Source organism: Actinoplanes sp. NPDC049265 (genome assembly GCF_043197135.1).
Taxonomy (GTDB): Bacteria; Actinomycetota; Actinomycetes; order Mycobacteriales; family Micromonosporaceae; genus Actinoplanes.
This window is the reverse complement of record NZ_JBICSP010000010.1, coordinates 60,943-85,328: the sequence shown is the minus strand read 5'-3', so window position 1 is coordinate 85,328 and position 24,386 is coordinate 60,943. Positions and strand designations below refer to the sequence as shown.

Sequence of the window (24,386 nt, the reverse complement as noted above, 5' to 3'; positions counted from 1 at the left end):
CGTTGGGGGCGACGCGCGGGGTTACAAGCGCGGGGCAAGGGGCGCGTGCGCGCGGGGTGGCGGAGGCGAGGCGGGTGATCAGGTGCGGAGGCTGCGGCGTTTGTCCGTCCAGCGGTCGATCGGGAAGGCCGGCGCCGCCCCGGAGCTCCACGGCAGGGCGTTGACCATCACGATCAGGGCGATGGCGTACGCGTTGCGCACCAGCACGTCCCCGCTGGTCCACATCGGAGCGAACAGGAACAGCAGGTAACCAGCGCCGGCCGCGACGAACCAGCCCAGCCCGGGATACCGCCCGCCCAGCCCGGGCCGGGGCCGCACCGCCGCCCAGCGTTCCCGCACCCCGGCCGCCACCATCAGCAGCACCCCGGGCAGGACCCAGATCAGCTCGTTCGGCAGTGTCACCGGCCCGACCACCGCCCCGGTCACTCCGACCAGGGTGAACGCCGTGATCTCGTCGCCCTCGCGATGCGCGGCCCGGGCCCGGATGAACCCGACGGCCACCAGCAGCAGCGCGAACGACGCCCAGAGCAGCAGCGGCGTGGTGGCCGAGTTGTACAGCCGCGCCAGCACCCCGGCCAGGGACTGGTTGCCGATCCGCTCGACGCCGCCGGTGCGGTCGAGGCGCCACAGGACCTCGCCGAACCACGCCGCCGTTTCGCTCGGCGCCACCAGAAGCGCGGCCGCCGCCAAGGTCGCGGCGGTGCCCAGCGCGGTCAGCGCCGCCCGCCAGCGCCGGGTCAGCGCCAAGTAGAGGATGAACAGCCCGGGACTGACGGCCAGCGCGGTCGCCAGCCCGATGCCCACGCCGGCCCACGAGCCGGTGGCCCAGACGCGGCCGAGCGGGCCCCGCGGCGCCGAGGTGGCGCGGCGCGGCCACCAGAGCTCCCGGCTGCGCGCCCACGCACTGCGGCGCAGCGCGATCAGGTCGGCCACGACCAGTCCGAACAGCACCAGATCCCAGCGGCCGAGGCCGAGCGCGGCGCGGACCGGTTCGGTGGCCAAGGCGAGCAGGACCACGACAACCACGATGGGGTACGCGGGCCGTCCGTGCCGCCGCGCGATCGGCCCGACCAGCGCCACCATGGCCAGGGTGAGCGCGGCCAGCCCGGCCAGCGCCAGCACCCATCCGCCGACCGGCAGGGGCAGCAGGGCGAGCGGGGTCAGTGCGAACGCGCCCGGCGGCGAGATCGCCGAGCCGAGCAGGGTGCCCGGTTCGTGGTAGGCGTACAGTCCGTCGCCGGTCAGCCAGCTCCGGATCGCCCCACGGTCGACCGCGAGGCCGCTCAGCGCGTACCCCCGGATCATGATCGTGACCGCGACCAGCGTGCCCGCCGCACCCAGAGTGACCATGATGGACCATCGCGTGGGCCGCAACCCGCGCACTCGCACCGCCCGCATGGCACCCCCGGTTCGACGCCGGGGCGTAGAGCAGCCCCGAAGCGTTCAACGCCGCCGGGGCGGGATGGTCACCCGAGCTTGCGGCCGACGGCGGCCGAGGCGGTGGCGATCTTCGCTTCCCGGCGTGCCGTACGCACTGCTCGCTTGACCCGCCGCTGCGAGCGGTCGACGGCGTGCGTGGTGCGGTAGGCCAGCCCGGGACGGCCCTCGGTGTCGGCCGCGGCCAGCAGCAGACCGCCGAGCACGGCCAAGTTCTTCAGGAACTGGTTGCGCTGGCCTTCACGCTGCTCCTTGGGCACGGCCCAGAACGGGTGCCCGGCGACGGTGGTCGGGATCAGCGTGGCGGCCAGTACGCCGGCGGCCGGGCGGGTCAGGTGCCCGGTGGCCAGGAGCGCCCCGGCGACCACGTCGGCGCCGGCCTTGATCCGGACGAGTGTGCGGGTGTCGCTGGGCAGGCGCGGGTCGATCTTCTCCAGCCACGGCCCGACCCGGTCGGTTACCCGGCCGGCCGGCTCGGCCTTGCTGTCTGGGTTGAGTAGCACCTTGATGCCGCTCGACACGAAGATCGCCGAAAGCATGACGCGGGCTACGGTGCGCACGGGCTTCATGATGCCCTGTATACCCTCATAGGGGCTGTCCTACCGGTCAACCGGCGCTGCGACGTGGTCCAGAGCGTGGTTGACGGCACCCGCGACCTCACATCCAAAACCAGGATGAGGGCGCGCCGCGGCCGACGCCAGCCACGCTCTGGACCGCGTCTCGCACTCGGCTGACCGGTAGGACAGCCCCTATCACGGTTGCGTGCGTAGGTAGCGGCCGAAATGTGGGACCGTGAAGGCGACCGTGCCGCGCTCGCCCGAGTAGATCAGCCCCTTCTTGATCAGGGCGTCGCGGGCAGGAGACAGACTGGCCGGTCTGCGCCCGAGGGCGGCGGCGATGTCCGCGGTCGGTACGGCGTGGTCCATGTCGTCGGCCGCTTCGCCGCCGAGCTGGGCCATCGCGCGCATGTACTCCCGCTCGGCCGGGGTGGCCCGTTCGAACCGGGATCCGAAGAAGCCGACCGCCAGCTCGACCTCGGCCTCGGGGGCGGCCACCCGGACGTCCGAGTCGGTGACCGGCGACTGCGGGGCGTGGTCCCAGGTCGCCTTCCCGTACGCCTGGACGAAGTAGGGGTAGCCGCCGGATTTCTCGTACAACAGGTCGAGGGCCTTGGGTTCGTATTCGACGTCCTCGCGGGCGGCCGGCGCGCACAGGGCCAGGTCGGCGGCGATCCGGTCGAGCCGGTCGATGCGCTGGTAGCGGAAGAGGCGCTCGGAGTACGACTTGGCCGCGGAGAGCACGGCGGGCAGGTGCGGCAGCCCGGCCCCGACCACGATCAGCGGGGCGCCCAGCTGGGAGAGCTCGTGGCAGGCGGCGCAGAGCGCGGAGACGTCGGCCGGGCCGAGGTCCTGCATCTCGTCGATGAACAGGGCGATGCCGGTGCCCACGTCGGTGGCCAGCGAGGCGGCGTCGGTGAACAGCTCGACCAGGTCGATCTCGATGTCGCCGGAGTCGGCCCGGCCGCGCGCCGGCGGTACGTCGATGCCGGGTGACCAGCGGTCCCGCAGCTTGGCGTCAGCGTGGTTGGCCCGCAACGCGAACGCCTTGAGCACGGCCAGCACCTCGTCGACCCGGTCGGGGTTGCGGTGGTGCGGGGTGAGCTCGCGGATGGCCATGTGCAGGGCGGCGCTGACCGGGCGGCGCAGCGACTGGTCGGGTCGCGCCTCGATCTTGCCGGTGCCCCACAGCCGGCCGATCGCCGCCGAGCGGAGCGTGTTGAGCAGAACGGTCTTGCCGACGCCGCGCAGGCCGGTCAGGACGAGACTGCGTTCGGGGCGGCCGCGGGCCACGCGTTCGAGCACGACGTCGAAGGCGTCCAGTTCGCGACCGCGGCCGGCCAGTTCGGGTGGCCGTTGACCGGCGCCGGGGGCGTACGGGTTCCGCACCGGGTCCATGCCGTAGCACAGTATCGGGCTCTCTAGCCGTATCGCTAGATCTTCTTAGATCGACTTATGACGGCGTATTGCCATCTCTAGCAAATTCGCTATAGAGCCGTAGAGCAGGCTAGTGCTCCTTCAAGCACAGCACGAAATCAAGGCTGTCCAGCTCGCTGTCGTAGAAGTACCACTTCGTGTACTGCGGCACCGACCGGCACTTGGACTCGGCGTCGGCCTCGCCCGTGGTCCGGCCGTCGACTCGCTTGAGCACCTCGAAGGTGCCGCTGGCGCAGGCCACGATCTTCATCGCGGGCTGGTCGGGGGTGCCCTCGTTGCGTACGCACTGACCCTTGTTGACGAACCGGGCGTCCTCGCTGCTGCGCGGCTGTGGATCGGTCACCTGGTTGTTGGTCGTAGTCGAAGCGGTCGGTGCGACCGTGTCGCCCCGGGCGTCGTCGTCGCCGCGCGCGGACAGCAGCCACGCCGTGGTGCCGAGACCGCCACAGATGAGCAGGCCGAGCACGATCACCAGGGCCACGATCGGGGTGTTCCGCTTGCGTGGCGGCGGACTGGGCTGGTGACCCCAGGCCGGCTGGGGTTGTGGCGCGAAGTTGGGCTGCGGCCCGACCGTCGAGAAACCGGTGTCGGGGGCCGGCGGGTGCTGACTCCACCCGGTGCCCGGGGCGCTCTCGGTGGGGTTGTCGCCCCAAGGATCGGCCGGTTCGGTGTACGGCTCGTCCGACGAACCCTGGTTCCACGGCTGCGACGGCGGGCCGGGGTACGGACCGTTCTGCGTCATCAGCGTTTCCTCCAGGGCGCGGCGTCGCTGTACGCCACCGTAGCGTGGAGATTCCGTAGTGCAGATCCCGGAATCGCGCCGACCAGGCAACGCTTGAGCGACAAGCACCCCATTTCGGGCGGACTGTCGCGTAACTGACCGCCGTTGTCCACAGGGCCCAACGCCGCACCGCCGTTTCTCGCTACGGTCTCGGCCATGCTCCTTCTCCCCGCCCTGGCCGTCGGTGTGCTGCTGGCTCGGGCCGACCTGCGCTCGTGCCGGTTGCCCGATCCGCTGGTGTTTCTGCTGGCGGTGGTCCTGGTGCTGCCGGTCCTGGGCCGGTCCCCGGGCGAGCTGATGCGTGGCGCGGAGGCGTCCATCGTGGTGTTCACCTGCTACTTCGTGGTGGCTCTGCTGCCCGGTGACGGGATGGGGTTCGGGGATGTGAAGCTGGCGGCGGTGCTCGCCTTCGCCCTCGGTGTCCGGGGCTGGCACAGCGTACTCGTCGGAAATGTCCTGCCGCCCTTGATCGCCGGACCGGCCGCACTGGCGGTGATGGCCACTCGGCGAGACCCGCTCCCCTACGGGCCGGCGTTACTCCTCGGGGCGGTCGGGGCCCTGCTCCCCGGCGAGGTCGGGGCCCTGGTCAGATGAGGCGCAGCTGGCGATCCTTAGGACGGGCCGGAACGGCGTCGCCGAGCCGCTCGAACAGGCCGGTGTCGATCGCGTCGAGGAACGGCGTCGGTGACTGCTCGCGCTCCGAACCGTGCCGGAACCGGCGGGCGGCATGGCTGAGGTAGAGCCGATCCTGGGCCCGGGTCAGCCCGACGAAGAACAGCCGTCGTTCCTCGGCCGTCTCCTGCTCGTCCGGCGTCGAGCCCGGCCAGCGCAGGGGCAGCAGCCCGTCCTCGCAGCCGACCAGGAACACCACCGGGAACTCCAAGCCCTTGGCCGCGTGCAGGGTCAGCAGGTTGACCGCCTCGGCCCGCGGGTCGAGCGCGTCGACCTCGGCCCCGGTCGCGATCTCCTGCAAAAACCGGGGCAGGTCGTCGCCGATCCGGTGGGCCAGCGGCATCAGCAGCTCGGCCGCCGCCCAGATGTCGTCCGGGGCCAGTTGCTCGGCGTCGAGCGTCGGGGCCGCGTAGCGCTGGGCCAGCAGCTGGGCGGTGACCTTGACCCGGGCCGGCAGCGGACCGCTGAGGCCGTCGGCGTGCCGCAACTCCCGGGCGATCACCTGTACGCCGGGCCGGTCCCGGAGCCGGTTGTGCGACCGTTTCTGCACCGGGATGCCCGCCCGGGACAGGGCGTCGACGATCGGCCCGGACTGGGCGTCGGCCCGATACAGCACCGCGATGTCCGAAAAGGACAGTGTGCCGGGTACGACCGCCCGGCCGTCGACCCGGCCACTGTCCAGCGATCGGTGAGAGAGGCCACCGACCAGTTCATCGACGGTACGCACGACGAAGTCGGCCTCGTCGGCCACGCTGCCGGCGTGGTACCGCCCCACCAGCGGCGACTCCGGGTCCAGCCTGGCCGGGTCCAGCCGCCGCCCGCTGACCAGGGTCGACGGGGCGATCGCCTGCACCGCCGCGGCCAAGATCGGCGCCGCCGATCGATAGTTGCGGGTCAACCGGACCAGCCGGGCGTCGGTGAAGTCCTCGTTGAAGCGCAGGAAATACTTCACATCCGCGCCCCGGAAGCTGTAGATGGCCTGGTCCGGGTCGCCGATCGCGCACAGGTTGCCGTCGGCCGGGCTGAGCAGTCGGAGCAACTCGTACTGCTGCTCGTCGACGTCCTGGTACTCATCCACGAACAGCCACTGCCAGCGTTTGCGATATTTCTCCATCAGCGCCGGCTCGTCGCCGAGCAGCTTCACCGGCAGCGAGATCAGGTCGTCCAGGTCGACCAGATCCTGCTGGCGGAGCAGTTTCCGGTACGCCTGATCGTCGTCGCCGGCCTGCTCCCGGGCCTCGGCGCGCTCGGCGTCGTCGGCGATCCGCCACTTCGCGGGCAGGCCGGCCGCCTTGGCGTTCTCCTTGAGGATGGTCAGGCCGACCGAGTGGAACGTACCCACCGTGATGTCCTCGCCCAGGTCGCCGAGCAGCGCGTCCAGGCGTTCCCGCAGCTCCTCGGCGGCCCGGCGGGTGAACGTGATGGCCAGGCAGCGCTCCGGGAAGACGCCCAGCTCGGCGCAGAGGTAGGCGATGCGGTGCGTGAGCGTACGGGTCTTGCCGGTGCCCGGACCGGCCACGATCAGCAGCGGCCCGCCCGGCGCGGAGGCCGCCACCCGCTGCATCGCGTCGAGCCGGTCGAGCAGGCCGGTGCCGACCTCCTCCATGCCGGCGAGCATCGGCTCGAACGGCTCGTGCGGGGAAGGCGGTGGCGCGATCGGCGGGGCTTTCTCCTTCTTCGGTTCCTTGACCTTGGGTACGGGCGGCTTCACCCGTGGCGGCTCCGGCTTGCGCGGCTGCGGCACCGCGGCGGGCATGTCGAACAGCGTCTCCACCTGCGGGGCGTTGCCGCGCAGCTCACCCGGCTCGAACAGGGTGATCACGCCGTACTCGCCGTCGTACCCGGGAATCCGCTGCACCCGCCCGGCGCGCAGCCGGGTGATCGCCTCGCGCAGGTTCTCGCCGCCGGCCTGGCCGATCGCGTCCAGCGGCACCTTACGCAGGATGTCCAGCTCCGAGCCGAGCGTGGCGACCAGGTGCGTGAGCTGGGCGTCGACCGTCTTCGACTTGGGGCCGACGCCGTTGATCTCGCCCAAGATCTCGTGCAACTGGATCAAATGCTCGGTTTGGTACGGGCGTGCTTTCCCCTCGGGCCGGTCGGCCAGATCCTCGACGCGGCTCAGCACACCCACCGTCAGCGGCTTGCCGCACTCCGGGCAACGGCCGGCGTTCTCCCTGGTCCGGTGCGGCTCCCAGTTGACGCCGCAGGCGCGGTGGCCGTCGGCGTGATACTTGCCCTCTTCCGGGAAGAACTCGATGGTGCCCCGGAGCCCCCGGCTGTTCCGGACGGCGGCGTAATCGGGTTCGCCGGTGTAGAGCGTCGCCTCGCGGGCCAGGGCGGCCGGCGAGTGAGCGTCCGAATTGGACACCAGCGCGTAGCGGTCGAGGCTGGAGACGCGCCAGTTCATCTCCGGGTCCGAGGAGAGGCCGGTCTCCACCGCGGTGATGTGCTCGGCCAGGTCGGCGTAGCAGTCGGCGATCGCGTCGAACCCCGACTTGGAGCCGAGCGCGGAGAACCAGGGCGTCCAGATGTGAGCCGGGACCAGGTAACCGTCCGGGCTGGACTCGAGCACGATCTCCAGCAGGTCGCGCGAGTCGAGGCCGAGGATCGGGCGGCCGTCGGCGGTCAGGTTGCCGATCCGGCCGAGCGCGGTGTTGAACCGGGCCACCGCCTCGAAGTCGGGCAGATAGATGAGGTGGTGGACCTTACGCGTACGGTCATCGCGCTTGTAGATCGTGGAGATCTCGACGCTGAGCATGAAACGGGCCGCCGGCTGGGCCCGGAGCTCGCCCGGAAGTCTCTTCGCGACCTCGTCCTCGCCGGCGTACCGGAACAGGCCGTTGCCCTCGGGCTCGAGGTTTTCCTTGAGGTGGTCGAACCAGGCCGGGTGGGTGAAGTCGCCGGTGCCGAGCAACGCGATGCCCTTGCGGCGGGCCCACCAGGCGAGGTTGGGCAGCGTCAGATCGCGGCTGCACGCTCGCGAGAATCGCGAGTGGATGTGCAGGTCCGCGACGTATTCAGGGTCGGGCTCCACGCTGCGCTTGTCGCCTTCGCTGTCCGAGGGCACGCGCTGCATCCTGTCACGTCGGCTTTCGGCCCCGTGCGCCGCCACGCTCAAAGCCAGTTACGGATCTTGATGGACGGGTTCAGGGCGCCTTCAGCTCGATCAGGGTGACCTGCGGCGGCGCGCCGACCCGGACCGGTGGCCCCCAGAAGCCGGCGCCGTTGGTCACGTACACCGGCACGCCGTCCACCTCGCCGTATCCGGAAACCACCGGTTGCTGGAGTTTGACCAGGTAGTTGAAGGGGGCCATCTGGCCGCCGTGGGTGTGACCGGACACCTGGAGATCGACGCCGTAGCGGGCCGCGTCGTGGGCGACAACCGGCTGGTGCGCCATCAGGATGACGGGTTTGGCGGTGTCCCGGTCGCCGAGCGCGGCGTCGAAGTCCGGCGCGTCGCCGAAGCCGGACCCGCCGAGATCGTTCACGCCGGCCAGGTCGAAGGCACCCCCACGGGTGACGATCTCCAGCCGCTGGTTCCGCAGCGGCTTGACCCCCAACTGTTCGACCTCGTCGATCCACTGCTGGAAGCCCGAGTAGTACTCGTGATTCCCGGTGACGAAGTAGGCGCCTTGCTTCGACCGGATGTCCTTGAGCGGCTGCGCGAACCGCCCGAGCTCGGCGACCGAGCCGTCCACCATGTCCCCGACGATGCACACCACATCCGCGTCGACCGAGTTGATCATCTCGACGATGCGGTCCATGTGCCGCGCCCCCGTCAGCGGCCCGAGGTGAATGTCGGAGACCACGGCGAGCCGGGTGCCGTCCATCGCCCGCGGCAACTTGGCCAGCGGAATCCGCACCCGGTCGAGCCGCGGCCCGCCCAGCGCCGTCCGAACCCCGTAGCCGGTCACCGAGGCGGCGGTGAGCCCCGCAAAGATCGCGGCGCCCCGGGCCAGCAGCAGCCGCCGCCCGACCCCCCGATCGTCGTCCTGCGACTGCTCGGCCCGGTCGGCCTGCTCGTCGCTCTCCTTCCCGGTGTCCAATCCGGTCGAGTGAGCGGCATGCAGGGTGCCCGTTTCCTGGTCGCGGCGGCCGAGCGCCCACCAGACGAGGCGGACAATCAGCCGTGGAACCTCCAGCACCATCAGCGTGACCAGCAGATAGAACATGAGGGCGATCCAGAGGTACCCCGGCCAGGCCAGCCATTTGGCGTATCCGCCTCGCACCAGAATCAGGGTCGCCGGAACGAGCAGCGCCAGCAGGAGCAGGACAAGGCCGGCGACTTTCCGCCCCGTCCCCGGTCGCATCGGGTCCCGAACCAGGCGCTTCCACAGGTAGAGGTGCAGCCCCACAACAAGGACCAACGCAACCCCGACGAACCCGATCACCCGACACTCCCTGCCAGGCCGCCCTCCGGGACGGCATTCCGTCCATCTTCCAGCAGCGACCCGAAATCCGATCCCAGACCTCAGGATCTTCACAGCGACCCGAGCCCCGCCCGCCGCTCAGTTTCCGGGCCGTCTCAGTTCCCGCGCTGCTCAACGCCTGGGGTCGCTCAACCCCGGTTCGCTCAGCGTCTAGGATCGCTCAGCTCAGCGTCTGGGTTCGCTCAAGCCCCGGGTCGCTCAGCCCCGGGTCGCTCAGCGTCTGGGTCGCTCAGCGTCTGGGTCGCTCAGTTCCCGGCCGCCTAACGTCTCCACCGCTTAACGTTTGCACCGCTCAACATCCGCGCTGTTCAGCTCTCGCGCTCTGCAGCTCGCGGGTTCCGCTCTTCGGCCTCTGCTCACACGATCGCGGGCCGGTTCCGCAGAAGCAGTCCGGCGCCGAGTTGTGCGCGCATCACCCACCGGCAAACGGCGGCAAAACGTCGACCGTCGCCTGAGCGGGCAGGGCGGCATCCGAATCGTGGCTGGTCAATCCGTCGATCAAAAAACTCGCCGCCTTCAAAACCACCGCCAGCCGTTCCCCATGGCGACCCGTCAGCACGCTGATCAGGTCGTTGAGCGTGGCGGCGTCCACGTCTTCGCTGGAGATTCCCCCGGCCGCCGCCCGGGCCCCGGCGAAGTAGCGAATCGTCAGCATCGCCGCGCCCTCCCACAGAGATCGTCTTCTGTCACCCTCGTCGCCGCGCCCATGCGTGCCGCCGTGCTCACCCGTGCTGCCGCGCCCATCCGTGCTGTCGTGCTCACCTGTGCTGTCGTGCTCACCTGTGCTGTCGTGCTCACCTGTGCTGTCGTGCTCACCCGTGCTGTCGTGCTCACCCGTGCTGTCGTGCTCACCCGTGCTGTCGTGCTCACCCGTGCTGTCGTGCTCACCCGTGCTGTCGTGCTCACCCGTGGCGCCGCGCCCACCCGTGGCGCCGCGCCCACCCGTGGCGCCGCGCCCACCCGTGGCGCCGCGCCCACCCGTGGCGCCGCGCCCACCCGTGGCGCCGCGCCCACCCGTGTTGGCGCGCCCACCCGTGGCGCCGCGCTCACCCACGCTGTGCCACCTATCAGCGTTGCCAGGCCCATCGGTGCTGCCGCTCCTGCCTGCGCTGCCGGGGCCAGTTGTGCTGCCGGGCCCACCCGCGCGCCGCCTATCCGTGCTGCCGCCCGCATGCGGTCAGCCGCCGATCGCCGACATCGGCCGGGTCGGCTGCAGGAACGCGGGATTGTCGATGCCGTGGCCGGGAAGCTTGGGCAGCATGGCGTTCTGCCACGCACCAGCGATCGCCTCATCGGTGGCGCCGTCGCGAAGAAGCCCACGCAGGTCCGACTCGTCCCTTGCGAAGAGGCAGTTACGGATCTGACCGTCAGCCGTCAACCGAGTGCGGTCACAGTCCCCGCAGAACGGCCTGGTCACGCTACCGATAACGCCGACCCGAGCGACCCCACCATCGAGCGCCCGGTACCCCGGAACGATCCAGGTCTCGGCCGGCGCTGTTCCACGTGAAACCTCATCGGGCCGCAGATCGAAGCCCGCCAACGCCGCCAGAATGTCGTCCGCGGTAACCATGGTGTGCCGGTCCCACTGATGCTGCGCGTCCAGCGGCATCTGCTCGATGAAGCGCAGCTCGTACCCATGATCAAGCGCGAACCGCAACAAAGCCGGTGCCTCATCGTCATTGACGCCCCGCATGAGCACCGAATTGATCTTCACCGGCGTCAGCCCCGCACGCGCCGCCGCGGCCAAACCAGCCAGCACATCCGCATGCCGATCCCGCCTGGTCAACGCCTCGAACCGCACCGCATCCAAGGTGTCGAGCGAAACATTGACCCGATCCAGCCCGACCTCGCGCAACGACTCGGCCAGCCGCTCCAGCCCGATCCCGTTCGTCGTGATCGACACCCGAGGCCGCGGCCGCAAAGCCACCGTCTCTCGCACAATCCGCACCAGCCCGCGCCGAATCAGCGGCTCCCCACCGGTGAAGCGAACCTCCGTCACGCCCAGCCGCTCAACCGCGACCCGCACCAGCCGGATCACCTCGTCGTCGCTGAGCTGCTCCTCCCGCGGCAACCAGGCAAGCCCTTCCGCCGGCATGCAGTAGGTGCACCGCAGATTGCACCGATCCGTCAACGAAACCCGAAGATCAGTAGCCACCCGCCCAAACCGGTCGGCCAGCTTCCCCAGCTGAATCCCGTCGCCATCCGCCGCCGGAACCACCTGGCCCCTGTCGCCATCCGCGGCCGGAGCCAACTGGACCCCGTCGCCAGTCGGCGGCGAAACTACTCGGGCCGCCTCGCCCATCTCCGGCGGAACCAAATCGCGACGCACACCGATGACCCGCCCACCACCACGCGCGATGGTCTCGGGACCGTCCAGGCGCTCGCGAAGCTCGCTCACGCGGTCAAAACTAGCCCGCCCGCGACCACCGGAGCGAAGCCCGATCAATCCTGTGGATAACTACACGCCCAAGATTGACCACGCCAATAAGCAGCCCCGGCCAGCACCTGAGGGCGCTTATCGAGATCAGGCCGGGCATCTGCGCGCCCACACCTCAGACCGTCCCGCAAACGCCGGTGAATGAACCCGCCCTGTGGACAGGGAGGCGAAAATGTCGCACCGCCGAGCTACGTTGCCGCCCACCCAGTGGAAGGGGTGGGGGAGGTGGCGGTGCGCCAACAACGACGCCCAGGGCGCGGGGCCGCCGGGCTCAAGGTGCGCCCGCGACCAGGGCTGGGCGCATGCGGCGGCGCGGCAGCGAAGCAACGTCAGAGCCGGTGACTAGCGGCCGCCGCCGACCGAACCCCCGCCGCGTACGCCTCCCCGAACGCCGCCGTATGCACCAGCAGCAGATGCAACTGATGCACCGGCACCCGAGCCTCCCACCCGTCCCCCAACGGGTATTCCTCCTGGTAGGCCCCCAAAATCACATCCACAGACGGCGCCCCACCAAAGAGCCCCAACGTGGCCAGGTCAGTCTCCCGGTGCCCGCCATGCGCGGCCGGATCGATCAGCCACCCGCGCCCGTCAGCCGACCACAGCACATTCCCGGGCCACAGGTCCCCGTGGATGCGCGAGGCCGGCTCACTCTGGTCGTACCCCGAAAGGATCTTGATCGTCTGCTCCACAGCCTGGACGTCGGCCGGGGTCAGGGCGCCTCGGTCGGCCGAGAGGCGGAGGTACGGCTGGAGGCGGCGTTCCGCGAACCATGGGCCCCACGGGCCGGCCGACACCGTGTTGTCCAGGGGTAGCGGGCCGATGTAGCCGGCCCACGAGGCACCGAATCCGGGCGCCCCGGAGCGGTGCAGGGCTGCCAGCTCGCGGCCGAACCGGGCCGCCGCCGCTGGGGACGGTGGGCCGGGCTCGATCCATTCCAGCGCGATCATGGTCGGCAGGGCGGCCAGCACTGACGGGACGGGGATCGCGCCGGGGGACGACAGCCAGGACAGGCCGGCCGCCTCGGCCTCGAAGAAGCCTTCGGGCGGCGTACCCGTCGGCCAGGTCTTGGTGAACAGGGACGTGCCGTCGTCGAGGGTGAGGCGGGACGCGCGCGACACGTCTCCGCCGGGCACGGGGGTCTCGCGGATGCGCTGATGCTCCAGAAATGTCGGGAGGTGCTGCGGGTGCGCGCGGAGGTACGGCAGATCCACCGCCCTATCTTGCACTTCGGGTTACGGACGTCCCGAATCGGAGTCAAACTGTGCGCATGAGCCCTGTCACAGTGCGTTCGTACCGGCCGGCCGATCATGCTGCCGGCCGTCGTCTCTGGTCGGAGCTGACCAATCAGCACAATCGGATGTACGGCGGGCCGGCCGACGACGCCGGTTCCGGGTTCGAGGAATACCTCACCCGGCTGGATCTCGGCGGACTGTGGGTGGCCGAGCACGCCGATGACGGGGTGATCGGGATGGTCGGTCTGGTCATGCGGGGGCGGGGCGGCGAGGTGGAGCCGGTGGTGGTGACGACGTCGCACCGGCACAAGGGTGTCGGCCGGCGGCTGTTGCGGCATGTCGCCGCCGAGGCGAAGAAGCGCAGCATGTCCTCGCTGACGATCTCGCCGGCGTCGCGGAACGTGGACGCGATCCGGAGCTTGCACGCCGCCGGTTACGACGTGGTTTCCTCGTTCGAGTTGACGATGGACCTCGACCGGCAGCAGCACGTCTGGCAGCAGGAGGGCCTTGAGCTGCACGAACTGCCGTTCCGTTCGTAAGCGAGTTATCCACACTACGGCGCTGCCCACAGGCCAGCGGCGCCCGGCGGCGGCACCCGCGAGCCTTGCCACCATGTTGACCCTCCGCTCCGCCGATGAGCTCGTCGCCGCCGTCCCCTACCTGCTCGGCTATCACCCTGACAACGACCTGGTCGTGGTCGCTCTCCGCGACCGCCAGGTCGAGCTGACGCTCTGCGCGGAGCAGCCGGCCGATCCGTCGGTCGCCGCCGACCTTTGCCGCCGGCACGGTGTGACCAGCGCTTTGATCCTTGGGTACGGAGGGGGAGAACGCGGTACGGGCCGGCTCGCCGACGAGTTGCGCCGGGCCGGGGTCCCGGTCCTCGAGGAGTTACGGGTGCACGACGGCCACTACTGGTCGCCGGCCGATCCGCACCGCCGCCGGCCGATACCCACCTCGTCCGTGGCCGCCGCGTCCGCCACCTATCACGGCCTGCGCGCCCTGCCCAGCCGAGCCGCCCTGGCGGCCGAGCAGGCCCCGGTGTCCGGCGCCGAGCGCGAGGCGATGACCGCGGCGACCCGGCGGGCCGAGGCCCGGATGGCGGCGATGGAGCGCAAGGCGCCGACCGAGGAGAAGCTGAAACGCGCGGTACGGCGGGCGGGGGTGATCTCCGTCCGGGCGGCCGAGCGCCGTCATCGCGCCGGCGGCCGGCTCAAGGACCTGCCCGCCGCCTGGCTCACCGTTCTGCTGGCCCGCTCGTTCGTCTTCGGATCCGTCTGGAACGCACCGAGGGACGACCTTCAGGGACTCTGGACCGACCTGGTGCGCCGGGCCGACGAGAGGTATGTAGCCGGACCGGCCTGTCTGTTGGCCTACGTGGCGTGGCGGAGCGGGCAGGGCTCGGTGGCTCGGATCGCCGTGGACCGGGCTCTGGCCGCGGACCCGGACCACAAGATGGCGGGAGCACTCGATGCGATGTTGTATGCCGTCAGGCCGCGGTAACCGGCGGGGTCGGGCGTCCACAGCGCGACGCCGTCCGGTTCCGGGTCGCGCCCGACGCCACACCAAGGGTGAAGGGGTCGGCGCGGAGGGTCGAGAGGGGAAGGCGGCGGCGCTGCCGAGGAGGAGAGTTCTGCGCGCGACAGACATGCCCGCGGCCTCGCGAGCATGGATGAACGCCGATGGGCGGTCAGACGGTCACCCGGTGTGCTCCCGCGTACACGTTCATGGACGGGCCGCGCAGGAAGCCGACCAGGGTCATGCCTGCCTCGTCGGCCAGCTCGGCGGCCAGGGTGCTCGGCGCGGAGACCGCCGCCAGCAGCGGGATGCCGGCCATCCAGGCCTTCTGGGTCAGTTCGAAGCTGGCCCGCCCAGAGACCAGCAGCACGTGCCCGGTCAGCGGCAGCCGGCCCTCGCGCAGGGCCCAGCCGATCACCTTGTCCACCGCGTTGTGCCGGCCGACGTCCTCGCGCAGCACCAGCAGTTCACCGTCGGCCGTGAACAGGCCGGCGGCGTGCAGGCCGCCGGTGCGGTCGAAGGTCCGCTGAGCCGCGCGCAATTTGTCGGGAAGCGCGGCAAGTGTCTGGGCTGTCACGGAAACGCCGTCGGCGCCGATGTCGAACTGTGACCGCGTCCGGACGGCATCGATGCTCGCCTTTCCGCACACGCCGCAGGAGGAGGTGGTGTAGAAGTTCCGGCTCGGGTCGGTGACCGGCGGCGGGACGTCCGCGCCGAGGACCACGTCGACCACGTTGTAGGTGTTCGGGGTGTCCGTGCCCGCGCAGAGCTGGGCCGTCACCACGTCGCCGGCGCTGCTGATCACGCCTTCGGTGAGCAGGAAACCCATCGCCAGATCGATGTCCTGGCCGGGGGTGCGCATGGTCACCGCGAGCGGGGCCTTGCGGACGCGGATCTCCAGCGGCTCCTCGGCGGCGAGGTCGTCGGGGCGGCGGCGAAGATCCGAGCCGGCAAGATTGATCTTTGTCACGGGGCGGCGGTTCATGGTCCGGGCCATACGTCGAGCGTAAGCGCGGATCCGGCGTCCGCACACCGGCCGCGTGCGGTCGCGTGCGAGTCACGACAGAGTCGTCGCCGGGATACGGTACGTACGTGGGGGGATTTGCGGCGGTGGTCCTGGCCGGCGGAGCGGCGCGTCGGATGGGTGGTGCGGACAAGCCGACCCTGCCCGTCGCGGGCCAGTCGATGCTGACCCGGGTGCTGGCCGCCGTGCACGACGCCGACCCGCGCGTGGTGGTCGGCCGGGTGCCGCCCGACCTGCCGGTCGAGGTGCACGGCACGAGCGAGCAGCCACCCGGCGGCGGTCCGGTCGCGGGCACCTCGGCGGGGCTCAAGCTGGTGCCCGAGGACGTGGCGTTCACCGCGCTGCTCGCCGCCGACCTGCCGCTGCTCACCGGCGAGGCGATCGACGTGCTGCGGCTGACCCTGGAGTCGTCACCGATGCAGGGCGCGGTCTACCGCGACGCCGACGGGCGCCGGCAGATGCTGTGCGGGGTGTGGCGGACCAAGGCCCTGCGCGAGGCGGTAAACCGGCTGGCCGAGGAGCGGGGCGAGTTGCACGGCGCGTCGGTCCGCGAGCTGATGGAGCACCTGCGCGTGGCCGAAGTGTCGTGGCGCCGGCCCGGGCCGCCGCCGTGGTTCGACTGTGACACCGACGATGATCTGCGGACTGCGGAAGAGTGGGCGAGCTAGGTGAATCAGCTCGACGCCTGGGACTGTGACACCGACGATGATCTGCGGACTGCGGAAGAGTGGGCGAGCTAGGTGAATCAGCTCGACGCCTGGGACTGTGACACCGACGATGATCTGCGGACCGCGGAAGAGTGGGCGAGCTAGATGAATCAGCTCGACGCCTGGGTCGGAAAAGTGATCGACGAGCTCGGCCTGGCCGAAACTGACAATCAGACGACGACGATCCTGGACGTCGCCCGGGATGTCGCGCATCAGGTGCTGCGTCCGGGCGCGCCCGTCACCGCGTACCTGATGGGGGTGGCCGTGGGACGCGGAGCCGACCCCGCCGATGTCGCGCGACGGGTCTCTGAGCTGGCCCGCTCGTGGGAAACAACCACTCGATAGGGTGGCGGGTATGACCGCGGACACGACGGGCGAGCAGCCCGAGGGCATCCTGCTCGACGAGCCCACCACCTCCGACCTGCGCGCCAAGGTGACCGAGGCGTGGCAGGAGTTCGCGGGCGCGCTGGCCAAGCTGCTTCCCGAGCTGGCCACGGGCGGGCACATCGACATCACGCTCGACCCGACGGCGTCCGGCACCGGCACCGCGATCTACTCGATCAGCCTCCGCGTGCTCGACGACGGCGTGGTCGAGGCGCTCGCCGTGGGCAACGCCGAGCTGCCCCAGGGCTTCCGGATGGACCGGGCCGCGGTCGCTGACCTGATCGCGCTGGGCTGGTCGCCGCCGGGCGTGCAGGCCGACTCGGGTGACTCGTTCGGGCTGCGCTCGACCGCCGACCAGTCCGCGCGGATCTCGACAACCGTCACCCGCACACTGCGCGACGTGTACGGCGCACCCCACCCGGCCTTCCTGGTCTACCTGGTGCACGACATCGACGACGAGCCGGTGGACACCGCGCCGCTCGGCTCCGCCCGGCACGAGCCGAGCCTGGAGGAGGGCCTCAACTTCGACGACCTGCAGGGCGCGGCCGCGCTCGCGCACGCCGCCGAGGAGGCCATCCCGCTCGAGGAGCGGGTCCGAACGGTGATCGCGACGATGTCCAAGACCAGCGTCGACCAGCTCCAGGAGGACGCCGACGGCGACATCGGCATCCGGGCCGGGTCGGCCATGGTGTTCGTCCGGGTCCGCGACAACCCGCCGCTGGTCGACGTCTTCTCGCCGATCCTGACCGAGGTCGAGCCGACCGAGACGCTCTACGTGAAGCTGTCCGAGCTGACCAACCGCATGCCGATCGGCCGGCTCTACGTCGCCCAGGACACCGTGTGGGCCTCGATCCCGGTGTTCGGCCGCAACTTCCAGGCGTCCCACCTGATGCTGGCCGTGCAGGTGATGACCGGGCTGGCCGACGAGCTCGACGACCGGCTGCACGGCGAGTTCGGCGGCAAGCGCTTCTTCGGCGAAGGCGACAAGCCGGCCGGCGGCGGCCGCGACGACTCCGACCACCGCCCAGGCATGTATATCTAAAGTTTCACCGACCCGATCTCGGCCAGGGTGGACAGCCGGGAGACGCGCAGGCTGTCGTCGCTCAGTGACCACAGCTCGTCGCCGATGACCAGGGAGCGCCGGATCGGCCGGTCGCCGATCTCACCGACCTTGGTCAGGCCGTCGCCGGTCACCCGGAGGGCGAGGGCGCGGTCGTTCATGGGTACGACGAACAGCTTCGTGTCCGGCCACCAGAGGATGGCGTGCGGGTCGTACTCGGCCTCGGACCAGCCGTCCCGCACGTGGTGCTGGGCCAGCCGCCGGGGCGCCGCCGGGTCGGACACGTCGAACAGCGACACCTGAGTGCCCTGTCGTCGCCCCTCCTCGGACGCCTCCTGGCCGATCCCGATCAGGCGGTCCGGCCCGACCGGCTGCAGGTGCGCGGAATATCCGGTGATCTTCAGCTCGCCGGTGACCTTCGGTGCCGCCGGGTCGCGGAGGTCGAGACTGTAGAGCGGGTCGGTCTGGCGGAACGTCACGACGTAACCGCGATCCCCGATGAATCGCACCGAGTAGATCCGCTCGTTCTTCCCGAGCCCGCCCACCTCTCCGACCTGCTTCAGGTCGGTGTTGAGCACCCGGACGGCCGAGGAGTTCTGGGCGGCGTCGGTGGTGGCGATCCGCAAGTGACCGTCCCATTCGGACATCGCGTACTGGTTGAGCAGGAACCCGGAAACCTGCCCGGCCGAGCGGTAGACCGGCGGCTCGGTCCCGGCCACGTCGAACCGGAAGATGTCGGTCTGCTGCTTGACCTCCCGGTTGTCCCGCCCGGGGAAGAGGTCCAGCCGCCAGCGCTGGTCGGAGGCGACGTACAGGCTGGTCGGGGTGCCGTAGACGGTGTCGCCGTCGGCCACGATCGAGACCGGCCGGCCGCCGTCGAGCTTGGGCGCCGACAGCGGGAAGGTCAGCACGGTCAGCAGCGATTTGCCCGAGTAGGCCGGCGGCCGCCGGACGTCCTGGCAGCCGACCTTGCCCTTCTCGGTGGTGCCGCCGGTGGTCACGGTCCAGCTGGGCAGCCACGCGTCCACCCCGGCGCGGTCGATCACCTCGCGGTTGGCGTCGATCCGGTCCTGGTCGTCGTCGCGGGAGGTCGGCCGGTCGGGGAAGGTGATGCGCGGCCGGCTGCTGAGCACGACGCGGGCGGTGTCGCCGGTCTGCCGGGCGTCGATCAGCCGGCCCTCGCCCTGGTAGCGGCTGATGACCGTGGGCGCGCCGGCCAAGTTGACCAGGATCAGCTCGGGGGCGGCCGCCCGCGCCGGCATCTTCCGGTCGTACCAGATCTCGGGGTTGCCGCCCTGTTTCAGGACCAGCGCGCGCTCACCGGAGAGAAGCAGGTCGGCGTCGCCCCAAGCCTCGAGCGCGAGCCGGCCGGTGACCTGATGCGACGCCGCGTCGACGACCTGCAGCGAGCCCTGGGTGAGGGTGACGATTCGCTTGCCGTCGGTCTTGACGATGTCGGGCTCGTCCACCCCCACCTCGTGCGTGTTGGTGCCGGAGAACGCGGGCGTGGCCTTGCCCGCCGGGGCGGAGTCGGCCATCGTGCGGGCGCCCTCGGGCATGGCGCCTCCGGCCGCGCGCGGGCGAATGCCGCCGTCGAAGCCCCACGGCCCGACCGAGGCCTTGGCCGCCTTCTTCAGATCGGCGTGGAGTTGTTCGCACGAGTCGAAGGCGACGAGCTTGAAGGTGCCCCCGGCCGGTGGCGGCGGGGTGGGGGCCGGTTCGGATGTGCAGCCTGCGAGCACCAGCGCGGTGAGCAGGAGAAATCGGCGCGACATGCAGGGTGGGACGGGCCCGGTCAGGAATTGGTTCCCAGCGGGAGCGCCGACTCGACCAGCCGGGACAACACCACCATGCTGCGGGTCGACGTCACGAACGGCTCGGCCCGCAGCCGCTCCAGGGCCTGTTCCAGGTGCGAGATGTCGGCCGCCCGCAGGTGCACGAGCGCATCCGCCTCACCGGAAACGGTGTACGCCCCGACCACCTCGGGATGCCGCCGGGTGGCCACCGTGAGCTGGGCCGGCGTGGTGCGGCCGGTGCAGAAGAGCTCGACGAAGGCCTCGGTCGTCCAGCCCACCGCGGCCGGGTCGACGATCGTGGTGAATCCCTTGATCACCCCGCGCGAGCGCAGCCGATCGACGCGCCTCTTCACGGCCGGCGCCGACAACGACACCTTCGCGCCGATCTCCGCGTAGGAAGCGCGCGCGTCGGCGACCAGAAGCGCAATGATTCGCTGGTCTACGGCGTCCATCTGCAACGATTCGCCTCCAAAGAGCAAGAAAAGGAGCTGTTTCCGTCGCCCCGAGCGTACCTACCCTTTAGATCATGAGCCACACCGAGCGCTTGCCGCGAAACCGGACATATCTCATGTGTCCGCCGGACCATTTCACGGTCGAGTACGCCATCAACCCGTGGATGGACACCACCGTCGCGGTCGACGCCGGGCTGGCCCTGAAGCAGTGGCAGATCCTGCGCGAGACGCTGACCGGCCTCGGCCACGAGGTGCACGTGCTCGACCCGCAGCCCGGCTTGCCCGACATGGTCTACGCGGCCAACGGCGCCTTCTCGGTCGACGGCACGGTCTACGGCGCGCTCTTCCGGCATCCGCAGCGGGCCGCCGAGGCCACCCACCACGCGCTCTTCTACCGCGACGGGGCCTGGACGTTCATCGACCCGGCGCAGGTCAACGAGGGTGAGGGCGACTTCGCCTACCTGCCTGGCGCGTACGGCGGGCTGATCCTGGCCGGCCACGGATTCCGTACCGAATCGTCAGCCCACGCCGAGGCGCAGGAGATCCTCGGCAAACCGGTGATCTCGCTCCGCCTGGTCGATCCCGCCTTCTATCACCTCGACACCGCCCTGGCCGCGCTGGACGACCGGCACATCACCTACTACCCGGAGGCGTTCTCCCCGGCCTCGCAGCGGATCCTGGCCCAGCTCTTCCCGGACGCGGTGATCGCCGACCGGGCCGACGCCGAGGCCTTCGGTCTCAACCTGGTCAGTGACGGGCGCCACGTTGTGCTCAATGCGGAGGCGACCGCGATGGCCGCGAAGGTGGAAGCCGCCGGGTACATACCGATTCCGGTGGAGTTGAGCGAGCTCAAGCGCGGGGGCGGCAGCGTGAAGTGCGCGGTGGCCGAGCTTCGGCTCTAGAAAGCTTGCGCCATGATTGTGCGATGACCGACGACAACCAGACGACAGCCAAGCAGGACGACGGTCCCGTCATTGTGGTGGGCCCGGACGGGCGACCCATGGGCACGGTCGAGTCGGACGGCAGCCTCAAGCCCGAGGAGCCGGGCAACCTCATCGAGCAGCCGGCCAAGGTGATGCGGATCGGCAGCATGATCAAGCAGCTGCTGGAGGAGGTCAAGGCGGCCCCGATCGACGAGGCCAGCCGCAGCCGGCTGCGCGAGATCCACCAGCGGTCGATCACCGAGCTCGAGGACGGCCTCGCCCCGGAACTCCGCGAGGAGCTCGAGCGGCTGTCGCTGCCGTTCGAGGGCGACACCCCGCCGAGCGAGTCCGAGCTACGGATCGCACAGGCCCAGCTGGTCGGCTGGCTCGAGGGCCTCTTCCACGGCATCCAGGCCGCCCTGGTCGCCCAGCAGATGGCCGCCCGGCTGCAGCTCGAACAGATGCGCGGCGGCACCCCGACACCCGGCCGTCCGGCCCTGCCGATGGGCCCGCAGGGAGCCGAGAACGGCCGCGCCGGGCAATATCTCTAGAGGTTGAAGGCCTTCTGCAGAAACTCGGCCACGCCGTCCTCGTCGTTGGTCGCCGTCACCTCGTCGGCGACCTCGACTACGGCCGGGTGGGCGTTGCCCATCGCCACGCCGCGCCCGGCCCAGGTCAGCATGGGCACGTCGTTGGGCATGTCGCCGAAGGCCAGCACGTCCTCGGCGGTGTAGCCGTCGCGCTCGCACAGCCAGGCCAGCCCGGCCGCCTTGGTCACCCCGGCGGCCGAGATCTCGACCAGAGCCGACGACGACGAGTGGGTGGCCTCGGCCAGCCCGCCCAGCGTCCGCGACACGAGCGCGAAGAAGTCGTCCGGCGACCCGGACGACGCCGAGCGGGCCAGCAGCTTCACGGCCGGCGCCGAGGTCAGCTCCTCAGGCGAGGCGAGCACGCGCACCTGGGCCTGGCCCTCCCAGCGCACCGGCCAGTTCTCGTCGTACCAGAATGACCGCCCGTCCTCGACCTCGACGGCCAGCGAGACGTCGGGCACGGCGTCACGCAGCTTTTTGGTGACATCCAGCAGCAGGTCGACGTCCATCGGGTTGGCCACCAGGACCTCGTCGGTGCCCGGGTCGTAGACCACCGCGCCGTTCGCGCACACCGCCGGCACCGGCTCGGCCATCTGCTCGTAGAGCTGACTCAACCAGCGGACCGGCCGGCCGGTGACCACCACGAAGGGGACCGGGAGCCGTTCGATCACGTCGATGGTGCGGGGGCTGAGCGTGCCGTCGCCACGGATCAGGGTGCCGTCGATGTCGGAGGCGACGAGGCGGATTGGTGCGGGCATCACCTCGACAGTAGCCGGTCGAGATAGACGGCCACCCCGTCGTCGTCGTTGGCCCCCGCCACCTCGTCGGCCGCGGCCAGCACGGTCGGGTGTGCGTTGGCCACAGCCACCCGCTGCCAGCCGGCCCAGGCGAACATCGGCAGGTCGTTGGGCATGTCCCCGAAGACCAGGACGTCGGCCGGGTCGACACCGACGGCCTCGGCGACAACGGCCAGACCGGTCCCTTTGTCCACGTCCGGCGGGCAGATCTCGATCACGTTGAGCCCGGCCTGCGTGATCGACGCCACCTCGGCCGGCACCACCAGCCGGGCCGCGGCCAGCAAGTCGTCCACGTCATGGGACGCGGAGCACGCGTAGGCCTTGATCACATCGCCGGCCAGGCACGAGGACCGGGTCCGTTCCTCGACCACGACCTCGTAGCGCCAGTCCGGCGTCCGCGTGCCCCACAGCGGCGCGCCCGGGTGTTCCAAGGCTTCGACCATGACGGTCAGCGGGCCGACCGACGCCTCGAGATCATCGAGCAGCGCGGAGAGCACCGGCCCGGAGAGCCGGGAGGCACGCAACGGGCGCGGGTCGGCCACGTCGTAGACCCAGCCGCCGTGCGCCAGCACCAGGAAGTCGGCCGCTCTGATGTCGGACCGGGTGAGGGAGGAGAGGCGGGGACCCCGGCCGGTGGCGCCGACGATCCGGATGCCCGCCGCGCGTACCCGATCGAGAACCTCATGGGTGAAGGCAGAGACCGTGTCGTCGCTGCGGACGAGGGTGCCATCGAGATCGGTGGCGATCAGCTTGGGGAGTCCGGGGCGAGGCATGTGAACCTCCGGTGGGTCGGTGGACCCCCGCGAAGGGCGGAAGGAGAACGGTACACCGGCCCGACTACCAGCGCCTATGACTTCTGGTAGCGGGCCGGTGGCGATCAAGTTACCGTGCCGGTTCCAACACGTCGCGCCCGCCGAGGTAGGGCTGCAGCGCCTTCGGCACCCGGACCGAACCGTCCGGCTGCTGGTGGTTCTCCAGGATCGGGATCATCCACCGGGTGGTGGCCAACGTGCCGTTCAGCGTCGCGGCGGTCTGCGGACGACCGTCAGCGTCGCGGTACCGGATGTTCAGCCGGCGCGCCTGGAACGTGGTGCAGTTCGACGTCGAGGTGACCTCGCGGTAGCGCTGCTGCGACGGCACCCACGCCTCGCAGTCGTACTTCCGTGACGCGCTCGACCCCAGGTCACCGGCGGCCACGTCGATCACGCGGTAGGGCACCTCGACCTTGGCCAGCATCTCCTCCTCCATCGCGAGCAGCCGCAGGTGCTCGGCCGCGGCCTCCTCGGGCCGGCAGAACGAGAACATCTCGACCTTGTCGAACTGGTGGACCCGCAGGATGCCGCGCACGTCCTTGCCGTGCGAGCCGGCCTCCCGGCGGTAACACGACGACCAGCCCGCGTACCGGGCGGCCTGGGAAAGATCCAGGATCTCGTTCGAGTGGTACGCCGCCAGCGGCACCTCCGACGTGCCGACCAGATAGAGGTCGTCCGCCTCGAGCCGGTACACCTCCGACGCGTGCGCACCGAGGAACCCGGTGCCCTCCATCGATTCCGGCCGCACCAGCGACGGCGTGATCGACGGCGTGAAGCCGTGCTCCACCGCCTGCTGGATCGCCATCTGCAGCAGACCCAGCTGAAGCAGCGCCCCGACCCCGGTGAGGAAGTAGAACCGCGACCCCGACACCTTGGCCCCGCGCTCGGTGTCGATCGCCCGCAGCCCCTCGCCCAGTTCCAGGTGGTCCTTGGGCGCCTCGATGGCCGGGATGTCGCCGACCTCGCGCAGCACCACGAAGTCGTCCTCGCCGCCGGCCGGCACACCGTCCTGCACCAGGTTGGGCACGGCCAGATGGGCCCGGCGCAGGGTCTCGTCGGCCTCGGTGGCCGCGCCCTCGGCCGCCTTCACCTCGGCCGCCAGCTCCTTGGTGCGGGCCAGCAGCGCCGCCCGCTCGTCGCCGGAGGCCTTGGCCACCTGCTTGCCCAGCGTCTTCTGCTCCGCGCGCACGGCCTCGAAGGCCTGCGTGGCGGACCGGCGCGACTCGTCGGCGCGCAGCAGCTCGTCCACCCGATCGGCGGATTCGCCGCGCAGCCGCTGGCTGGCTCGGAACGACTCGGGATCTTCGCGAAGCAGACGCAGGTCAATCACGATTGCCGAGCCT

General features: G+C 70.7%; 23 protein-coding genes. 8 read left to right on the top strand and 15 right to left on the bottom strand.

All coding sequences use genetic code 11. The annotated features are described in order from the left end of the window. Positions 1-78 precede the first annotated feature (78 nt). The 4 genes from ACGFIO_RS23675 to ACGFIO_RS23660 form a co-directional block, all read right to left on the bottom strand. Positions 79-1,350, bottom strand: a complete 1,272-nt coding sequence (locus tag ACGFIO_RS23675; protein ID WP_392828664.1) for a glycosyltransferase 87 family protein — start codon at positions 1,348-1,350, stop codon at positions 79-81. Between the two features lie 116 nt (positions 1,351-1,466). Further along, the gene (locus ACGFIO_RS23670) at positions 1,467-2,006 is read right to left on the bottom strand and encodes a DoxX family protein (RefSeq protein WP_392828662.1); all 540 of its coding nucleotides are present in this window, start codon (positions 2,004-2,006) and stop codon (positions 1,467-1,469) included. Positions 2,007-2,189: 183 nt separating this feature from the next. Continuing rightward, complete coding sequence (locus ACGFIO_RS23665; RefSeq protein WP_392828661.1) at positions 2,190-3,392, bottom strand: AAA family ATPase; 1,203 nt, start codon at positions 3,390-3,392, stop codon at positions 2,190-2,192. Positions 3,393-3,501: 109 nt separating this feature from the next. Continuing rightward, complete coding sequence (locus tag ACGFIO_RS23660; RefSeq protein WP_392828659.1) at positions 3,502-4,173, bottom strand: hypothetical protein; 672 nt, start codon at positions 4,171-4,173, stop codon at positions 3,502-3,504. Between the two features lie 195 nt (positions 4,174-4,368). Between ACGFIO_RS23660 and ACGFIO_RS23655 the strand changes: the two genes are divergently transcribed. Continuing rightward, the gene (locus tag ACGFIO_RS23655) at positions 4,369-4,806 is read left to right on the top strand and encodes a prepilin peptidase (RefSeq protein WP_392828657.1); all 438 of its coding nucleotides are present in this window, start codon (positions 4,369-4,371) and stop codon (positions 4,804-4,806) included. Here the strand turns inward: ACGFIO_RS23655 and ACGFIO_RS23650 are convergent. From ACGFIO_RS23650 to ACGFIO_RS23630, 5 genes are all read right to left on the bottom strand, one after another. After that, positions 4,799-7,960 (bottom strand): UvrD-helicase domain-containing protein, encoded by a 3,162-nt coding sequence (locus ACGFIO_RS23650; protein WP_392828656.1) that lies wholly within the window; start codon positions 7,958-7,960, stop codon positions 4,799-4,801. The two genes, ACGFIO_RS23655 and ACGFIO_RS23650, sit on opposite strands and share 8 nt — an antisense overlap. A 70-nt stretch (positions 7,961-8,030) precedes the next feature. Then, positions 8,031-9,275 (bottom strand): metallophosphoesterase, encoded by a 1,245-nt coding sequence (locus tag ACGFIO_RS23645; protein ID WP_392828654.1) that lies wholly within the window; start codon positions 9,273-9,275, stop codon positions 8,031-8,033. A 451-nt stretch (positions 9,276-9,726) separates the two neighbouring features. Further along, positions 9,727-9,969 carry a MoaD/ThiS family protein gene (locus ACGFIO_RS23640; protein ID WP_392829014.1) on the bottom strand — a complete coding sequence of 81 codons (243 nt, stop codon included), beginning with the start codon at positions 9,967-9,969 and terminating at the stop codon, positions 9,727-9,729. 522 nt (positions 9,970-10,491) lie between these two features. Next, entirely contained in the window at positions 10,492-11,712 is a 1,221-nt protein-coding gene (gene moaA / locus ACGFIO_RS23635) for a GTP 3',8-cyclase MoaA (protein WP_392828652.1), read from the bottom strand. A 368-nt stretch (positions 11,713-12,080) separates the two neighbouring features. Continuing rightward, positions 12,081-12,962, bottom strand: a complete 882-nt coding sequence (locus tag ACGFIO_RS23630; protein ID WP_392828650.1) for a fructosamine kinase family protein — start codon at positions 12,960-12,962, stop codon at positions 12,081-12,083. A 56-nt stretch (positions 12,963-13,018) separates the two neighbouring features. Between ACGFIO_RS23630 and ACGFIO_RS23625 the strand changes: the two genes are divergently transcribed. After that, positions 13,019-13,522 carry a GNAT family N-acetyltransferase gene (locus ACGFIO_RS23625; protein WP_392828648.1) on the top strand — a complete coding sequence of 168 codons (504 nt, stop codon included), beginning with the start codon at positions 13,019-13,021 and terminating at the stop codon, positions 13,520-13,522. A 73-nt stretch (positions 13,523-13,595) separates the two neighbouring features. Continuing rightward, positions 13,596-14,483, top strand: coding sequence for a DUF4192 domain-containing protein (locus ACGFIO_RS23620; RefSeq protein WP_392828646.1), 888 nt, complete (start codon positions 13,596-13,598; stop codon positions 14,481-14,483). A gap of 187 nt (positions 14,484-14,670) precedes the next feature. On the opposite strand, the gene fdhD is transcribed toward ACGFIO_RS23620, so the two are convergent. After that, entirely contained in the window at positions 14,671-15,495 is an 825-nt protein-coding gene (fdhD, locus tag ACGFIO_RS23615; RefSeq protein ID WP_392828644.1) for a formate dehydrogenase accessory sulfurtransferase FdhD, read from the bottom strand. Positions 15,496-15,638: 143 nt separating this feature from the next. On the opposite strand from fdhD, the gene ACGFIO_RS23610 reads away from it, so the two are divergent. The 3 genes from ACGFIO_RS23610 (at position 15,639) to ACGFIO_RS23600 (ending at position 17,655) form a co-directional block, all read left to right on the top strand. Next, complete coding sequence (locus ACGFIO_RS23610; protein WP_392829013.1) at positions 15,639-16,190, top strand: molybdenum cofactor guanylyltransferase; 552 nt, start codon at positions 15,639-15,641, stop codon at positions 16,188-16,190. Positions 16,191-16,334: 144 nt separating this feature from the next. Continuing rightward, positions 16,335-16,574, top strand: a complete 240-nt coding sequence (locus ACGFIO_RS23605) for a DUF6457 domain-containing protein (protein WP_392828642.1) — start codon at positions 16,335-16,337, stop codon at positions 16,572-16,574. Positions 16,575-16,584: 10 nt separating this feature from the next. Next, positions 16,585-17,655 carry a hypothetical protein gene (locus ACGFIO_RS23600; RefSeq protein ID WP_392828640.1) on the top strand — a complete coding sequence of 357 codons (1,071 nt, stop codon included), beginning with the start codon at positions 16,585-16,587 and terminating at the stop codon, positions 17,653-17,655. Here ACGFIO_RS23600 and ACGFIO_RS23595 read toward each other — a convergent pair. Then, positions 17,652-19,448 carry a beta-propeller domain-containing protein gene (locus ACGFIO_RS23595; protein WP_392828639.1) on the bottom strand — a complete coding sequence of 599 codons (1,797 nt, stop codon included), beginning with the start codon at positions 19,446-19,448 and terminating at the stop codon, positions 17,652-17,654. The two genes, ACGFIO_RS23600 and ACGFIO_RS23595, sit on opposite strands and share 4 nt — an antisense overlap. A 20-nt stretch (positions 19,449-19,468) precedes the next feature. Beyond that, complete coding sequence (locus ACGFIO_RS23590; RefSeq protein ID WP_392828638.1) at positions 19,469-19,927, bottom strand: Lrp/AsnC family transcriptional regulator; 459 nt, start codon at positions 19,925-19,927, stop codon at positions 19,469-19,471. A 68-nt stretch (positions 19,928-19,995) separates the two neighbouring features. Here ACGFIO_RS23590 and ddaH point away from each other — a divergent pair, with 68 nt between their 5' ends. Together ddaH and ACGFIO_RS23580 are read left to right on the top strand one after the other, a co-directional pair. Continuing rightward, positions 19,996-20,823: a dimethylargininase gene (gene ddaH, locus ACGFIO_RS23585; protein ID WP_392828636.1), complete on the top strand. Its 828-nt coding sequence runs from the start codon at positions 19,996-19,998 to the stop codon at positions 20,821-20,823. A 23-nt stretch (positions 20,824-20,846) separates the two neighbouring features. Then, positions 20,847-21,395, top strand: coding sequence for a bacterial proteasome activator family protein (locus ACGFIO_RS23580; RefSeq protein ID WP_392828635.1), 549 nt, complete (start codon positions 20,847-20,849; stop codon positions 21,393-21,395). Here the strand turns inward: ACGFIO_RS23580 and ACGFIO_RS23575 are convergent. From ACGFIO_RS23575 to serS, 3 genes are all read right to left on the bottom strand, one after another. After that, the gene (locus ACGFIO_RS23575; protein WP_392828633.1) at positions 21,392-22,192 is read right to left on the bottom strand and encodes an HAD family hydrolase; all 801 of its coding nucleotides are present in this window, start codon (positions 22,190-22,192) and stop codon (positions 21,392-21,394) included. The genes ACGFIO_RS23580 and ACGFIO_RS23575 overlap by 4 nt on opposite strands. Beyond that, a complete protein-coding gene (locus tag ACGFIO_RS23570) occupies positions 22,192-23,004 on the bottom strand; it encodes an HAD family hydrolase (protein WP_392828631.1) in 813 nt (270 codons plus the stop codon). Before ACGFIO_RS23570 ends, ACGFIO_RS23575 begins: the two co-directional genes overlap by 1 nt. A 109-nt stretch (positions 23,005-23,113) precedes the next feature. Next, positions 23,114-24,373 (bottom strand): serine--tRNA ligase, encoded by a 1,260-nt coding sequence (gene serS, locus ACGFIO_RS23565; protein ID WP_392828630.1) that lies wholly within the window; start codon positions 24,371-24,373, stop codon positions 23,114-23,116. Between the last annotated feature and the right edge of the window lie 13 nt (positions 24,374-24,386).

What these genes read in the sequence shown, in the direction of transcription:
- ACGFIO_RS23570 (WP_392828631.1), bottom strand. Translation starts at nt 23,004, where the DNA reads ATGCCTCGCCCCGGACTCCCCAAGCTGATCGCCACCGATCTCGATGGC.
- ACGFIO_RS23670 (WP_392828662.1), bottom strand. Translation starts at nt 2,006, where the DNA reads ATGAAGCCCGTGCGCACCGTAGCCCGCGTCATGCTTTCGGCGATCTTC.
- ACGFIO_RS23655 (WP_392828657.1), top strand. Translation starts at nt 4,369, where the DNA reads ATGCTCCTTCTCCCCGCCCTGGCCGTCGGTGTGCTGCTGGCTCGGGCC.
- ACGFIO_RS23575 (WP_392828633.1), bottom strand. Translation starts at nt 22,192, where the DNA reads ATGCCCGCACCAATCCGCCTCGTCGCCTCCGACATCGACGGCACCCTG.
- fdhD (WP_392828644.1), bottom strand. Translation starts at nt 15,495, where the DNA reads ATGGCCCGGACCATGAACCGCCGCCCCGTGACAAAGATCAATCTTGCC.
- ACGFIO_RS23580 (WP_392828635.1), top strand. Translation starts at nt 20,847, where the DNA reads ATGACCGACGACAACCAGACGACAGCCAAGCAGGACGACGGTCCCGTC.
- ACGFIO_RS23675 (WP_392828664.1), bottom strand. Translation starts at nt 1,350, where the DNA reads ATGGTCACTCTGGGTGCGGCGGGCACGCTGGTCGCGGTCACGATCATG.
- ACGFIO_RS23650 (WP_392828656.1), bottom strand. Translation starts at nt 7,960, where the DNA reads ATGCAGCGCGTGCCCTCGGACAGCGAAGGCGACAAGCGCAGCGTGGAG.
- ACGFIO_RS23620 (WP_392828646.1), top strand. Translation starts at nt 13,596, where the DNA reads ATGTTGACCCTCCGCTCCGCCGATGAGCTCGTCGCCGCCGTCCCCTAC.
- ddaH (WP_392828636.1), top strand. Translation starts at nt 19,996, where the DNA reads ATGAGCCACACCGAGCGCTTGCCGCGAAACCGGACATATCTCATGTGT.
- ACGFIO_RS23665 (WP_392828661.1), bottom strand. Translation starts at nt 3,392, where the DNA reads ATGGACCCGGTGCGGAACCCGTACGCCCCCGGCGCCGGTCAACGGCCA.
- ACGFIO_RS23640 (WP_392829014.1), bottom strand. Translation starts at nt 9,969, where the DNA reads ATGCTGACGATTCGCTACTTCGCCGGGGCCCGGGCGGCGGCCGGGGGA.
- ACGFIO_RS23660 (WP_392828659.1), bottom strand. Translation starts at nt 4,173, where the DNA reads ATGACGCAGAACGGTCCGTACCCCGGCCCGCCGTCGCAGCCGTGGAAC.
- ACGFIO_RS23625 (WP_392828648.1), top strand. Translation starts at nt 13,019, where the DNA reads ATGAGCCCTGTCACAGTGCGTTCGTACCGGCCGGCCGATCATGCTGCC.
- ACGFIO_RS23595 (WP_392828639.1), bottom strand. Translation starts at nt 19,448, where the DNA reads ATGTCGCGCCGATTTCTCCTGCTCACCGCGCTGGTGCTCGCAGGCTGC.
- ACGFIO_RS23605 (WP_392828642.1), top strand. Translation starts at nt 16,335, where the DNA reads ATGAATCAGCTCGACGCCTGGGTCGGAAAAGTGATCGACGAGCTCGGC.
- ACGFIO_RS23600 (WP_392828640.1), top strand. Translation starts at nt 16,585, where the DNA reads ATGACCGCGGACACGACGGGCGAGCAGCCCGAGGGCATCCTGCTCGAC.
- ACGFIO_RS23610 (WP_392829013.1), top strand. Translation starts at nt 15,639, where the DNA reads ATGGGTGGTGCGGACAAGCCGACCCTGCCCGTCGCGGGCCAGTCGATG.